Source organism: Microbacterium sp. DT81.1, assembly GCF_049844955.1.
Taxonomy (GTDB): domain Bacteria; phylum Actinomycetota; class Actinomycetes; order Actinomycetales; family Microbacteriaceae; genus Microbacterium.
In genome coordinates, this window is record NZ_JBNCMA010000002.1 from 48,202 (window position 1) to 61,465 (window position 13,264).

At 67.8% G+C, this 13,264-nt stretch carries 13 protein-coding genes; 4 read left to right on the forward strand and 9 right to left on the reverse strand.

Annotated features, from left to right (window positions below; all coding sequences use genetic code 11):
- Positions 1-2: 2 nt before the first annotated feature.
- The 7 genes from ACLQ2Q_RS05365 to ACLQ2Q_RS05395 all read right to left on the reverse strand — a co-directional run bounded on the left by ACLQ2Q_RS05365 (position 3) and on the right by ACLQ2Q_RS05395 (position 7,607).
- The gene (locus ACLQ2Q_RS05365) at positions 3-1,013 is read right to left on the reverse strand and encodes a LacI family DNA-binding transcriptional regulator (protein WP_425818740.1); all 1,011 of its coding nucleotides are present in this window, start codon (positions 1,011-1,013) and stop codon (positions 3-5) included.
- Positions 1,014-1,067: 54 nt separating this feature from the next.
- Positions 1,068-2,237, reverse strand: a complete 1,170-nt coding sequence (locus ACLQ2Q_RS05370; protein ID WP_425818742.1) for a Gfo/Idh/MocA family protein — start codon at positions 2,235-2,237, stop codon at positions 1,068-1,070.
- Positions 2,238-2,322: 85 nt separating this feature from the next.
- Positions 2,323-3,162, reverse strand: coding sequence for a carbohydrate ABC transporter permease (locus ACLQ2Q_RS05375; RefSeq protein WP_425818744.1), 840 nt, complete (start codon positions 3,160-3,162; stop codon positions 2,323-2,325).
- Entirely contained in the window at positions 3,159-4,109 is a 951-nt protein-coding gene (locus ACLQ2Q_RS05380) for a carbohydrate ABC transporter permease (RefSeq protein ID WP_425818746.1), read from the reverse strand. The genes ACLQ2Q_RS05375 and ACLQ2Q_RS05380 overlap by 4 nt, the downstream gene beginning before the upstream one ends.
- A 58-nt stretch (positions 4,110-4,167) precedes the next feature.
- Positions 4,168-5,481: an ABC transporter substrate-binding protein gene (locus ACLQ2Q_RS05385; RefSeq protein WP_425818748.1), complete on the reverse strand. Its 1,314-nt coding sequence runs from the start codon at positions 5,479-5,481 to the stop codon at positions 4,168-4,170.
- 210 nt (positions 5,482-5,691) lie between these two features.
- Positions 5,692-6,705 (reverse strand): saccharopine dehydrogenase family protein, encoded by a 1,014-nt coding sequence (locus tag ACLQ2Q_RS05390; protein WP_425818750.1) that lies wholly within the window; start codon positions 6,703-6,705, stop codon positions 5,692-5,694.
- Positions 6,702-7,607 carry an SDR family NAD(P)-dependent oxidoreductase gene (locus ACLQ2Q_RS05395; protein WP_425818752.1) on the reverse strand — a complete coding sequence of 302 codons (906 nt, stop codon included), beginning with the start codon at positions 7,605-7,607 and terminating at the stop codon, positions 6,702-6,704. Before ACLQ2Q_RS05395 ends, ACLQ2Q_RS05390 begins: the two co-directional genes overlap by 4 nt.
- Positions 7,608-7,661: 54 nt before the next feature.
- Between ACLQ2Q_RS05395 and ACLQ2Q_RS05400 the strand changes: the two genes are divergently transcribed.
- Positions 7,662-8,285, forward strand: coding sequence for a TetR/AcrR family transcriptional regulator (locus ACLQ2Q_RS05400; protein WP_425818754.1), 624 nt, complete (start codon positions 7,662-7,664; stop codon positions 8,283-8,285).
- A 3-nt stretch (positions 8,286-8,288) separates the two neighbouring features.
- On the opposite strand, the gene ACLQ2Q_RS05405 is transcribed toward ACLQ2Q_RS05400, so the two are convergent.
- Together ACLQ2Q_RS05405 and ACLQ2Q_RS05410 are read right to left on the reverse strand one after the other, a co-directional pair.
- Complete coding sequence (locus tag ACLQ2Q_RS05405; RefSeq protein ID WP_425818756.1) at positions 8,289-9,152, reverse strand: fumarylacetoacetate hydrolase family protein; 864 nt, start codon at positions 9,150-9,152, stop codon at positions 8,289-8,291.
- 2 nt (positions 9,153-9,154) lie between these two features.
- On the reverse strand, positions 9,155-9,727 hold the full coding sequence (locus tag ACLQ2Q_RS05410; RefSeq protein WP_425819941.1) for an SMP-30/gluconolactonase/LRE family protein: 573 nt from the start codon (positions 9,725-9,727) through the stop codon (positions 9,155-9,157).
- Positions 9,728-9,763: 36 nt separating this feature from the next.
- Between ACLQ2Q_RS05410 and ACLQ2Q_RS05415 the strand changes: the two genes are divergently transcribed.
- The 3 genes from ACLQ2Q_RS05415 to ACLQ2Q_RS05425 all read left to right on the forward strand — a co-directional run bounded on the left by ACLQ2Q_RS05415 (position 9,764) and on the right by ACLQ2Q_RS05425 (position 13,246).
- Entirely contained in the window at positions 9,764-10,171 is a 408-nt protein-coding gene (locus ACLQ2Q_RS05415; protein WP_425818758.1) for an IclR family transcriptional regulator, read from the forward strand.
- 91 nt (positions 10,172-10,262) lie between these two features.
- Entirely contained in the window at positions 10,263-11,285 is a 1,023-nt protein-coding gene (locus tag ACLQ2Q_RS05420) for a hydroxyacid dehydrogenase (protein ID WP_425818760.1), read from the forward strand.
- Complete coding sequence (locus ACLQ2Q_RS05425; RefSeq protein ID WP_425818762.1) at positions 11,282-13,246, forward strand: DUF2264 domain-containing protein; 1,965 nt, start codon at positions 11,282-11,284, stop codon at positions 13,244-13,246. The genes ACLQ2Q_RS05420 and ACLQ2Q_RS05425 overlap by 4 nt, the downstream gene beginning before the upstream one ends.
- Positions 13,247-13,264: the final 18 nt, after the last annotated feature.

Genomic DNA, 13,264 nt, shown 5'->3' on the forward strand with positions numbered 1-13,264 from the left:
TCTCAGGGCTCCGTCGATTCCCGGATGATCATCTCGGGTACGACGATCGAGTTCTGCGGCTGCGACGAACCTCCGATGAGAGCGGAGAGGAGGCCGAAGGCGCGGGCGCCCAGATCGTCGAAATCCTGATGGACCGTGCTGAGCGAGGGAGCCCAGAACTGCGCCAGCGGCTGGTTGTCGAAGCCCATCACCGCGATGTCGTGGGGAACCTCGATGCCGTTGTCGGAGAACGCACGCATCACGGCGATCGCGATGTCGTCGTTGGCGCAGAACACCGCGGTGACGTCATCCTGGTCCGCAAGCGCCTGACCGGCCGCGTAGCCGGTGGCCGGGTCCCACGTGCACGAGAGCACGGGGGGCACGGGGGCGCCCGCCTCCTCCAGCGCGGCTCGCCAGCCTTCGGTCCGCCCCAGCGACTGCCCCATCGTCGGCTGAGAGACGTGATGCACGGTCTCGTGTCCGAGGGAGAGCAGGTGTTCGGTCAGGTTCCGCCCCGCAGCCCTCTCGTCGAGCAGCGCGTAGGGGATGGAGGGATCGGATGGGTCTCCTCCGCTCACGGCCACCGTCGGCAGGGTCGAGCTGAGCGCCTCGAGGACGGCGCGGCCGGGCTCGTCGAATTCGAGGACGATCACTCCCGCGAGGTTCTCGGCCAGGACCAGCTCGACGGCTTCGGACACGTCGGCCTCGGACGCGGAGTCGACGACGGAGATGATGGACGCGTACCCCTCCTGACGTGCGCTCACCTCGATCCCCTGGATGGTCCGCGCCCAGCCGAACCGTGAGGAGTTCCCCGCCAGGATCGCGATCATCGATCGGCGCCCGAGCGCCAGTGCACGGGCGGCGCTGTTCGGTCGGTAGCCGAGCTGCGTGATGGCCGCCGCGATCCGCTCCCGGAGGCGGTCGCTGACCGGGGTGGTCCCGTTCAGGTAGCGCGAGACGGTCGGCACCGATACGCCGGCGACTCGCGCGACATCCGCGATCTTGGGCGCCTTACTGGGAGAGGGCTGCGTCACGGTGCCTCCTTCCCGACGTGGACCCGACCACCTGAGGGCGACATCCCGCCTTCCTCACACTGTAGATGCGGCGACGCGCTCGAACCGCGGCACCTCGATTCGTTCGCCGTCGCGGAGGGCGGACTCGTGCGCGGCGACGCCCGGAGCGCTCCAGTTGGCCGCCACCACTGCATTGATCGCGGACGGCCTCTCTTCGACGATGCTGCGGACGAACTCATGGACGAGGTGGGGATGGGAGCCGCCGTGACCTCCGCCCTGGATGAAGGAGGCGTGCGAGCCGTCGGAGTAGACGCTCTCGCGCGTGTACGCGGCGATCTCGCGCGGCAGCAGATCGGCTCGATCGGGGGCCTCGATACGGACCGCCTCGACCTCCACCGCCTGCTTGTGCCGACCGCCCTCTCCCTCCCGAGGCCGCGTGACGAAATGCACCGGCGGCTCCTCTTCGATCTGCGGCCACTCGAATCCGTAGTTCTCCCCGTAGATCGCGAAGGCCTCGGTGTATGAGCGTGCCGCCTGGAACAGCGTGCGGGAGATCTCGATCGACACGTCGGTGTCCTCGAGCTCGAAGATCGCCGTCTCGGCCGGGAACGGGTTCCCGTACCGGGTTTGCCGCTCCGAGGAAAGGCGCCCCGAGCCCAGGCTGCGTACGGACGTGGCGCGGGTGTCGAGCAGCCGCAGCAGCGGCGCGACGGCGTGAGTCATGTACCACAGAGGCGGGAGCCCCTCCCAGTAGCTCGGCCAGCCCTCCATGTCCTGGTAGTGCAGACCCTTGGCGTACGTCACCTGGCCGAACCGGCCGGCGTCGAAGATGCTCTGACAGTGCAGGAACTCGCGGGTGTACACCGCGGTCTCCATCATCATGTAGTTCTTGCCGGTCTCCGCTTCGAGACGCACGATCTCGGCCATCTCGTTGATCGAGATCGCCATGGGCACCGTGCTCGCGCAGTGCTTGCCGCTCTCGAGCACCGCGATGCTCTGCGCGCCATGGTCCGGCAGCGCGGTCACGAGGTGCACCGCGTCGATGTGCGGCTGGGCGAGCACGTCCTCGAGGCGGCTGTATCGCTCGGTGATGCCCAGGCGGTCGCCGACCGTCTGCAGCGCATCCTGATCGGCGTCGCACAGCACCACGCGCTCGACATCGGGGTGGTCGCGATAGATGGGCGCGAATTCCGCCCCGAAGCCGAGTCCGACGAGCGCCACCACCGGGCGTGTGTTCACAGTCATGTCGTGCGGGTTCCTTTCGAAGGGACTACAGGGAAGTTCGGGTGGGGGGCGATGAGCCCGCGCGAGAAGCAGCGGCCGAGCCCGGTCACTTGACGGCGCCCGACGTCACGCCGGAGATGATCCTGCGCTGTGCGACGGCGAAGAGCGCGACGAGAGGCACGCTCGCGAGCACCACGTACGCGAAGATCAGGTTCCAGGCGTTCGTGTAAAGGGCGGTGTTGGCGACCTTGAAAAGATTCAGCGGGATCGTGGAGACGTTGCCCCCGCCGAGCACGAAGAAGGCGTAGAAGACGTCGTTCCACGCGAACAGCGTCACGAGGATCGCGCTCGTGGCCATGACGGGGGAGAGGAGCGGCAGGATGATGCGGAAGAAGACCTTCACGGGTCCCGCGCCGTCGACCCGCGCCGCCTCTTCCAGTTCGATGGGCACCGTCCGGACGAAGCCGGTGATGAAGAAGATGACCAGCGACAGGTACATCCCGGAGTAGACGCCGATCAGGCCCGCAGAAGTCCCGGCCAGACCCAGCTGCCGCAGTACGACGACCAGCGTCACGGCGGCGGGCGGGATGAGGACGCCCGAGATCCCGACCGCATACAGGGCGGCGGCCATCCGTCCGGAGCGGCGGGCGAACACCCACGCCGCCATGGCGCCCAGGATGAGGACGATGAGCACAGCGGGCACGACGATGGTGACGCTGCCCAGAAGAGCGAGCCAGATCTCGCCCTTGGTCGCTGCTTCGGAGTAGTTCTCGGCCAGCTGCCACGTGCTCGGGGGATCGAGGTTCGGGTTCAGCGCTTCATCCAGCGGCTTGCCCGACGTCGACAGCACGAGCCAGAACGGAACGGCGATCAGGAGCAGGAGGAGCAGCAGCACGAGGGCCGGCTGTCCCAGCCGGGTGAACGAACGTGATCGAGTGCGGGTCATGCGAGCACCCTCTCTCTGCGGCGGAGGTAGGTGATCAGCGGGATGGCGATGGCCACCACGCAGAGGAAGAGAACCAGGCTCATGGTGGATGCCTGTGCGTAGAGTCCGCTGCCGAAGGTGCGGAAGATGAAGATGTTGAGCACCTCGGTCGATCGCGCGGGTCCGCCGCCGGTGGTGGCCTGCACGATGTCGAACCCGTTGAGCGTTCCGATGAGCGCCGTCGCCACGTTGAAGGTCACGGCCGGGGCGAGGAGGGGGAACTTGATGTTGCGGAAGATCTGCCACGGCGAGGCGCCGTCGATGCGGGCCGCCTCGATCAGCTCGCTGGGAACGGATTTGAGACCGGCGAGGAAGACGAGCATCGCCAACCCCATCCACTTCCACCCATGCACGAGAGCGACGACCACGATCGTCCAGGTGGTGCTGCCCAGCCAGGCGACCGCGACGTCGCGGCCGAAGAGGAATCCCAGGATCTGGTTCAGTCCGCCGTCGGGCTTCAGCATCGCTTGAGCGATGTACCCGCCGGCCAGCGCGGAGATGAGGACGGGGAGGAAGAAGAGGGCGCGGGCGATGCGGTTGAGGATGGTGTCCCGCTCCAGCAGCACCGCGAGGCCCAACCCGAACAGGTTCTGGAAGATCGCCACCAGCACGGCGTAGGTGAGGGTGATGCGCAGTGCCGCAAACAGCGACCCGTCTTCGATCACTCTGCGGAAGTTGTCGAGGCCGACGAAGTTGATCTCGGACTTGAACGCGGACCAGTCGGTGAAGGGGTAGACCATGTTGAGCAGCGTCGGGGTGAAGAAGAACACCACCAGCACGGCGAACGCCGGAACGATGAACAGCCACGGGTGCTCGAGCTTGCGGCGGGCGGCGGGCCGGGTGCGAGCGACCTCCAGCGCCGACTCGACGGTGGCGAGGGGGTCTCGCGCGGGACGTGTGATCGTCACTGATCGTCCTCCAATCGGGAGCGGGGGTTCGCCGACCGTGCCGGCGAACCCCCATCGGTCAGAATCCTTCGGCGCCGACGGCCGTGGCGAGCTGCACGAAGTTCTCCTGTGTCGCCTCGGCGACCTGCTCGGGAGTCTTCTCGCCGTAGTACATGTCGACCAGGTAGAGATACAGATCCGGGTTGACGATCGCCTCGTTCTGCATCGACCCGACCTTCTCCTCCACGGCCGCCGGGTAGTTCTCCGTCCCGATCTGCGGCACGTTGTCGGGGGTCGGCACGTCCGGCTGGAGCGAGACGTATCCCCGCTCCTCGATGAACGTCGGGTAGTAGTCCTCGAGCCAGAAGCGCAGGAACTGGCGGGTGGCGGCCTCGCGCTCGGCATCCCCCGACTTGAACGCGACGACGGTGTTGGTCTGCTCGTCGATGACGGTGCCGACGTTGCCGGTCGGCGAGATCGGGAAGAACCCGATGTTCTCATCGAGCTCGGCGAGATCGGCCGACGCCGCCATCTGGTCGACCAGGGCGTTCACCTGAACGACCATGCCGGCCTCGCCGGAGAGGAGGGCTTCCGCCTGTTCGGCGAACGTGGCCGTCTTGATGTTCGGGTTGCCCGCGGTGGTGTACAGCTCCTCGCAGCGCTCGATCGCCTCGACCACCTTCGGGTTGGTGAACGAGTCCTCGTTCTCGTTGATCCGCTCCCAGAACCCATCGGCTGCTTCATCCGCGAGCATCGTCTGCACGCACCATTGGTTGGGCCAGCGGTCCGCGCTCGCCTCGTACGCGGGGGCGACCACTCCCGCCGCCTTCAGCTTCTGCGCCGCATCCAGCAGACCGTCGTAGCCGACCGGCGTCTCGGTGATGCCGGCCTTCTCGAAGTTGGACTTGTTGTAGTAGACCCCGATCACGCTGGGAGCCTTGATCGGCGCCGCGTAGTGCACGTCGTCGAGGGTGCCCATCTTCTGCGACGGCTCGTCCAGCTTCTCGAGCCAGGGCGCCCCGTCGAGGGACTGCAGCTTCTCGGGCGCCTGAATGATGCGCAGCCCGGATTCCGTCGCCTGCCAGAACATCAGGTCCGGTGTCTCGCCGGTCGCGAGCTGGGTCTGGACGTTCGTCTCGTACTGGTCGGGGACCGTCACGTTGTCCACCGTTGCGCCGGTGGCCTCCTCGAAGGCCGCGATGACGCCTTCCGGCACGGACGAGGTGGACTGCGCCGTCCACAGCGTCAACGTGACGCCGTCGAGGTCCGCCGTGGCGTCGGCCCAGTCGCCCGCCTCGCCGGACGCGGTGGCGGTGGGATTCGAGCAGCCCGAGAGCAGGAGCGCCCCCGCGGCAAGGAGGACAAGAGGAGTTGCGACACGTGCTCTTTTCACGGTTCTTCCTTCGTTGGTGCGTCGCTTCGTCGCGTACGCCGGTCGGTGGGTGAGTGCCCTGGCCACTCGGATGAAGAAGAGATTCGTCGGGAGGAGTGGATCGGACTCGACCAATGAAACCGCTTATCAAATTGAAACGCAAGAGAAGCGGGCAACATTTTGATAACCGGTTTCATGGTCCCCCTCGGGCTGCCTGTACGGCGGACCGCTTCAGTGGAGTTTGACGCGGCGGACTCCGGGCGTGTTCAGAGCGAAGTCCGCGCCGAACACCTCGGACGGGAGACGGTGCCCGGAGGGAACCAGCCCGCCGGCGCTCAGCTCGGAGATCCGCACCGCCGCCGCAGCGGCCAGGTGTGCGGTGAACGTGTACGCATCCGGTCCGAGCAGAACGGCAGACGCGACCCGGTCGGCGGCGTTCTCGGCACGCACGTGGATCGCGGTCCGTCCGGCGGCCCGCTGCTCCTCCGTGGGACCATCCGGCATCCGTCGTGCCATCCGTCGCAGCAGGGAGCCGTGTGGCACATGCATGAGGGCGCGCAGCGGCGCCGGCATGGCCATGGAGGCGTCTAGGTCGGCGACGCCGGGGACCGAGGATGCGAGGTCGCCTCGCCATGGATTGGTCGTCACGGTGGTCGGCCCGTCGCCGTCCGCGAAGTCGATGCGCGTCGTGCGCGCGCCGGATCGGCGGGGGCGCAGGATGCCGCCCCGCCGATGCACGCCCGGCCGTCGCAGGCTTCCGAGGACGACCTCTGTGGTTCCGCGTGATGGGGTGCCCACGGTCTTGAGCGAGAGCTCCGCGTACGTCGCGTCCGGCAGCCGGCTCACGACAGAGGCCAGAAGGCCGTCACTGGGGATGATGCCGAAGCCGATGCCCGGCATCACGAGGCTGCCCGCCGTGCGCGCCGCCGGATCGGCCGCAGCGGCCGACAGGTGCTCGTCGACTTCGCCCGCGAGGTCCAGGTAGTGGATGCCTCGCGCGATGCTCGCTCTCAGAAGCGGCGGCTGGGTCACGGCGAACGGTCCCGCGCAGTTCAACAGGATGTCGGCTCCCTCCAGTGGAGGGGTCTCCAGTCCTCCGACCCGCACCTCGAGACCGAGCGGCCGCGCGACCTCTTCGAGCGCCGCACGGCGTCGGCCGGCGAGGACGGGACGGGCGCCCGCGGCCACGAGCTGGCCGGCTACCAGGGAGCCCGTGTATCCGCTCGCGCCGTAGAGGACGATCACGGCGTTGCGCCGGCGTCGGCCTTCGGTCGCACATTCTTCAGGGGCGCCCGAGTGCTGCCCGGCCCCGGCTGAGGAAACTGGGAGCCCACGAAACGGTCCCACTGGCGATCCGTCAGGACTCGACGCAAGCCCATGAGAACCCCGGCGGACGGGGTGACCCGCATCCGTGGGCGCGGCCGCCGGTCGCCGATGGCCCGTTCGATGACGGAGGCGACCGAGTCGGGCTCTCCTCCCAGTCGGGCGAAGAGCCCGCTGGTGTACGACTCCGTCACAGATCGCGCGACCGCCGCATTGAACTCCGCGTACGGTCCGTCGGCTGTGGGGACAGCGGCCACCGCGGTCGAGGAGAACTCGCTGCGGATGAGCCCGGGCTGCACGAGCACGACGTCGATGCCGAACCCCTTGACCTCGAACCGCAGCGCATCGCTGAATGCTTCCATCGCATATTTCGTCGCGTGATACGCGCCACCACCGGGGAACGTGAGGGTGCCGCCCATCGATCCGATGTTCACGATGCGTCCTCGCTGTGCGGCGCGCATCGCGGGCAGGACGAGCTGCGCCATCCGCACCGACCCGAAGACATTCGTCTCGAACTGCCGCCGGATGTCGGCGGTGGAGAGGGTCTCGACCGCTCCGGACAGCGAGTATCCGGCGTTGTTGACCAGGGCGTCGATGCGACGCTGCTCGTCGAGAACGGTGCGGACGGCGGCGGTCATGGACGTCGCGCTGGTTACATCCAGCTCGAGCAGGTGGCAGCCCAATGGGGCGAGATCCGCGATGCTCTCGATGCGCCGAGCAGAGGCGTAGACGGTGTGCCCGGATGCGGCCAGGCGGACGGCCGCGGCGCGTCCGATGCCCGTGGAACAGCCGGTGATCAGGATGACGCGGGGGAAGTTGTTCATAGGACAAGTTAGACAGATTTAGCATAATCTGTCAATCGGGTACAGACTGGGGAGATGCTTCCGAGTGGAACCGCCTCCGATCCGACGCCCGCTGCGGCATCCGCGACTCGCCAGACCCTCCTCGAGGCCGCCACCGCAGAGTTCGTCGCCTTCGGATACCGTCGCTCGTCGATGGAGAGCGTCGCACGGCGGGCCGGACTGTCGCGCGCGACGCTCTACCTCTATTGGTCCAGCAAGGAACAGCTCGTGCGCTCCCTCGTGGAGGCCCTGCACGAGGAGCATCTCTCAGCGATGCGCGAGGCGATCGAGCGGCGACACGGAGACACCGCCCAGCAGCTGGCCGCCGTACTCGAGGCTCGATTCGCGCGTTTCGTCGCCCTTACGGCGTCTTCGCCGAACGCGGCCGAGCTGTATGACGTCCACGACCGCGTCTGCGGCGATATCGCTGCGGCGGCGAATGCCCGCGCCACGGCGCTGATCGAAGAGCTCGTCGACGCGCTGGTCTCGGAGGGCCGCGTATCGCTGTCGCGTTCAGGGCTCGGCGTCACAGAGACCGTGAGCGTTCTCACGCTGTGCGGTGAGGCAGCGAAGGGTGAGAATCGCGATGCCACGCCGACGCAGTTCCACGACAATCTCGATCGGATCGTCCGGATGCTGGTGCAAGGGCTCGGTGCCTGACGGTCAGCGCTCCTCGAACCGCGCGCGTCCCTCCACCACGGTGTTCTCGAGTGCGCCGATCGACTCCACCTCGATGCGGACGACATCGCCCGCCAAGAGGGTGACATCGATCGGGGGGACGATGCCGGTGCCGGTGGAGAGCACCATGCCGTTCGGATGCACGTCTCCGCGGAACGCCCAATCCAGGAGGTCGGCGAATCGGCGTCGCATCTGAGCAGTGTTCGTCTCGGCGTGCCACACGACGGTGCCGCCGCGCGTGATGGTGCCCGAGACGGCGAGCCGGTGCGGGTTATCGACGGTCCACGCCAGGCGGATCCTGCGGTGCAGGGCGCACGCGCCCGCGTACACCTTCGCCTGGGGCAGGTAGAGCGGGTTCTCGCCCTCGATCGTGCGCGAGCTCACGTCGTTGCAGATCGTGTAGCCGAGCGGCTGGCCGGAGCGCGTGGCCACGACCGCCACTTCGGGCTCGGGGACGTTGAGGGGGGAGTCCGTGCGGATGCCGATCGGCTGGTCGTCGGTGACCACGCGCCACGCCACAGACTTGAAGAACAGCTCGGGGCGTTCGGCGTCGTAGACCTTCGTGTAGACGTCTGAGACCGAGCTCTCTTCGATCCGCGCTTCGCGTGACCTCAGGTAGGTGACGCCTGCCGCCCAGACCTCCATGCGGCCGGTCACGGGAGGAAGCCACGTCACGGGCGCGTCCACCACTGCGCCCGGCGCTTCGACGAGCGCGTGGATCTCGTGGAGCTCACGCGCGAGCAGCGCGTCGAGGTCACCGACCTCGAGCCGGCGCAGTGTGCCGTCCTCGGATTCGAGGCCCACCCGGGGCGTGCCGTCGATCGGATCGAGATAGCGGGAGAGGTACATCGTCATCCTTTCAAGGGGCGCCACGGGTTTGCGGCTGCTCCGCTGCCACCGGCATCCACCGAGAAGACGGAGCCGGCGAGTGGTTCTCTCTCGAGCGCGGCCTCATCCAGACCGTGCCGCGCCGAGGTGATCGCAAGGGTGCGCAGATCCGGGCCCATGAAGCACATGCTCGTCACCTGCGACACGGGCAGCTCGATGCGCCGATCGAGTTCGCCGCGAGGGGTGTAGCGGTGGATCGCTCCTCCGCCCCAGAGCGCGACCCAGACGCATCCGTCGTCGTCGACGGTGAGACCATCGGGCATTCCGGCGGTGGACGGCACCTCGAGGAACACGGAGTGATTCGACAGTGTGCCGAACTCGGCCCGAGCGACTTGCACGAGAAGCGACCCGACGACGCCCGCGCCGACCACGACGACGGTCGCGCCCCGAAGCTCATCGGCTTTCGACAGCGCTCGCACCGCGACGGCGACGGGCTCGGCGAACACCGCGACATCGGGCGCCAGGTGGTCGGGGACGGGCACCAGCGTCGCCGCCCGGCACAGCATGTACTCCGCCAGGCCCCCGGGTGCGTGCATGCCGAGCACGACGAGTTCCGGACAGAGACCTTCCTCGTGCCGCGCGCACCGATGCTGTATGCGCAGGTCGGGTCTCGCCTGCCGCTGCATGCGACCGGAGTGGGCAAGGTTCTGCTCGCCTACTCGCCACAGGACGTGGTGGAGCATGTGATGCATCACCTCGCCCAGTTCACGTCGAAGACCATCGTGGATGCAGAGAGCCTGCAGCGAGAACTCGAGCTGATCAGGCAACGCGGCTTCGCGCAGACCCGAGAAGAACTGCATATGGGGACGGCGGCGATCGCCGTGCCCATCGTGGATGGCGAAGGCTCGGTGGAGTCGGCGCTCGGAATGGTGACCTCCGACGTACGCAAAGACCTCTCCAAGCTGTTGCCCGCCCTGCAGGTGACTGCCCGGGGGATCGCGCGAAGCCTGCCACCACGCCACGGCACTCTTGCCGCCTGACGGTTCCCCACTTGATTTTGCGTTTAATCAGTGCCACTCTTGGCAGACACGGCGCCGGGACGCGCGCCGGCACCCAGGCAGGAGTAGTCGAGTGAGTGGCAGGCCCGTCGTGCTCATCGCGATGAGTCGTGTCGCGTTCGACCAGCAGTTCGACCAAAGCCACCTCGGGAGGCTGCGCGAGATCGCGACGCTGAGCGATCCCCCTTTCGTCAGCGACCTCGACGCTCGATCAGCCACAGCATTGACCGATGTGGAAGTGATGTTCACATCGTGGGGCACACCGACGCTCGATCGCTCGCTCCTGGAGCGGATGCCGCGCCTGCGAGCTGTGCTGCACTGTGCCGGCACGGTCAAGCAGCTCGTCACCGACGACTTCTGGAGCCGAGGGATACTGCTCACCAACGCGGCGGATGTGAACGCCATCCCGGTCGCCGAGTTCACTTTCGCCTCCATCCTCCTGGCGGGCAAGAAGGCCCCGTTCCTCTCTCGGGCCGGCGTGGCGAGGCAAGTGCTGTGGCCGGGCGCGGACCCGCACCGTCCCTTCGGTCCCGCCAGCAACTACGGCCAGGAGATCGGGATCATCGGCTTCTCGAGGATCGGGCGGCTGGTGGTCGAGAGAATCGCCCGGTCCATGCACCCCGTGACGTGCTGGGTCGTCGACCCGTATGCGAGCGCCGAGGCGGTTGCCGCGGCGGGCGGGCGCCTCACGAGCTTGGAGCACATGCTCGACCGGGTTTCCATCGTGTCACTCCATGCGCCGGCCCTGGCCGAGACGCATCACCTGCTGGGTGCGGCCGAGCTCGCATCGCTTCGCGACCACGCGACCATCATCAACACCGCTCGCGGGAGTCTCATCGACACGGCGGCGCTCGAAGCCGAATGCGCGACCGGCCGCCTGAACGCCGTCTTGGATGTGACCGATCCCGAGCCCCTGCCGGCCGACAGCGTGCTGCACGCGCTGCAGAACGTGTCGATCACCCCGCATGTCGCCGGGTCGCTCGGCACGGAGACCTTCCGGATGACGGACCGGGCGATCGAGGAGCTCGAGCGCTACATAGCGGGCAAGGCGCCTCTCAGCGCTGTCCGACGATCGGAGCTGGAGATTTCCGCGTGAACTCTGATGAAGAGACCTCCGTCCGCCGGCGACTCGCCGAGATCGGTGAGGATCGGCGGCTCTCGCCGTACACCGGCTGGACTCGGGAGCACCTTGCGGCACTGGCCGACGAACTGCTCCTGGCCGTGCGGCCGTACGCCAGCGCGGATCGGTCGCAGATCCTTCTGCCATCGGGCGACGGCCGCGAGGTCCGGCCGATCGATGGCCTCGAGGGCTTCGCGCGGACCTTCATGCTCGCTGCCTTCCGCCTGACCGGCGAGAAGGGACAGGATCCGCTCGGGCTCGCGGACTGGTACGCCGAAGGGCTGACTGCTGGGGTGAACCCGGAGAACCCGACCCGCTGGCCGCGTCCGGATGAGCGCCCCCAGGCCAAGGTGGAAGCCGCCGCCCTGGCGCTGGGGCTGCATCTGACCCGAGAGTGGATCTGGGAGCGTCTCGGCGAGGACGAACGGCGGAACGTCGCCGAGTACCTGGGCAGCGTCGTCGGAACAGACGGCCCGAACACCAACTGGGTCTGGTTCCGCCTGGTCGTGGAGCAGTTCCTGATCTCTGTGGGCGGACGCCACGATCTGCGGGACATCGAGGCAGACCTCGAAGCGCACGAGTCGTTCGTTCGAGAGGGCGGCTGGTACGCGGACGGTGTGACGCGCGCATTCGACTACTACAACGGGTGGGCGCTGCAGCTGTACCCCTTCCTCTGGCTCGAGATGGCCGGGGGAGGCGAAGCGCGCGAAGCCGCGTACAGGCAGCGGTTCGACGAGTTCGTCACCGATGCGGTCGCCCTCGTCGGCGCCGACGGAGCACCTCTCGCACAGGGTCGGAGCCTCATCTACCGCTTCGCCGCGGCTGCGCCATTCTGGACGGCGGCGCTGATCGGCTCGGACGCCATCTCACTCGGCCAGGCCCGACGGGCGGCCGTCGGGATAGTGAAGCACTTCGTCGATCGCGGTGTGCCGGATGCGAGGGGACTCCTGTCCCTCGGGTGGTTCCACGAGTGGACGTCGCTTGCGCAGGACTACTCCGGAACCGGCTCGCCGTACTGGGCCGCGAAAGGGCTCCTCGGCCTCGCGCTGCCCGCCGATCACGCCATCTGGGCCGCCACCGAGGAGCCGCTGCCGAGCGAGCACGCATCGTTCGCGACGCTCATACCCGCACCCGCGTGGCTGGTCGGTTCGACGGCCGACGACGGCATCGTCCGGGTGTACAACCACGGGACAGACCACGCCCTGCCAGGGGCGGAGGTCAGCGACATCCCGCTCTACGCGCGACTCGCGTATTCGACCGCGACATTCCCCCTGCTGAAGCTCTCGGCTGGGCGCCTGCCGGATTCGTCCGTCGTCGTTCTCGACGCGGAGGGTCGGGTCAGTTCCCGCACAGGATTCGAGCGCCTCACGATCGGATCGGCATCCTTCTGCGTGTTCGGGTTCTCTCGATGGCGCAGCCGCTGGATGGACATCACGCCGGGCCAGCTCGACTACAGCAACGGGTTCACCGGCTCCTCGGACTACGGCCCCGAAATCACGGTCGGATCGGTCGTGCGAGAGGAATGGGAGGTTCGACTCGTCCGTCTCTCGCGCTCCGGCTACCCGGCCTCGCGCCCACCGCGTCTCGCGCTCACCGGCTGGCCGATATCCGGCCCGGAGCTCACCTCGAGGGCGGGTGCCGAGGTGCATTCCGACGTTCTGCGATCCGCCCTGCATCCCCTGGAGTGGAACCCGCGATTCCATGAGCAGATCGACAATGATGCGACCCCGCTCTCGGGTTTGACCGGCACTCCGTGCCTCGTCGATGAGGAGGTGGTCTACGGCAGGTGGATGATCGCCGCTGTCGAACTCAGCGGTGCGGAACCGCGGGCTCGCCCCGTCGTCGCGCTCGGGGCCGGCCACGCCGTGATCACCTGGTGGGACGGCGTTCGAAGCGACGTTCCGCTGCCCGGGTACGCTCCGATGGGGGGCCGATGACGTCGCCGGCTCGCCTGC

What these genes read in the sequence shown, in the direction of transcription:
- ACLQ2Q_RS05370 (WP_425818742.1), bottom strand. Translation starts at nt 2,237, where the DNA reads ATGACTGTGAACACACGCCCGGTGGTGGCGCTCGTCGGACTCGGCTTC.
- ACLQ2Q_RS05375 (WP_425818744.1), bottom strand. Translation starts at nt 3,162, where the DNA reads ATGACCCGCACTCGATCACGTTCGTTCACCCGGCTGGGACAGCCGGCC.
- ACLQ2Q_RS05395 (WP_425818752.1), bottom strand. Translation starts at nt 7,607, where the DNA reads ATGAACAACTTCCCCCGCGTCATCCTGATCACCGGCTGTTCCACGGGC.
- ACLQ2Q_RS05400 (WP_425818754.1), top strand. Translation starts at nt 7,662, where the DNA reads ATGCTTCCGAGTGGAACCGCCTCCGATCCGACGCCCGCTGCGGCATCC.
- ACLQ2Q_RS05405 (WP_425818756.1), bottom strand. Translation starts at nt 9,152, where the DNA reads ATGTACCTCTCCCGCTATCTCGATCCGATCGACGGCACGCCCCGGGTG.
- ACLQ2Q_RS05410 (WP_425819941.1), bottom strand. Translation starts at nt 9,727, where the DNA reads ATGCACGCACCCGGGGGCCTGGCGGAGTACATGCTGTGCCGGGCGGCG.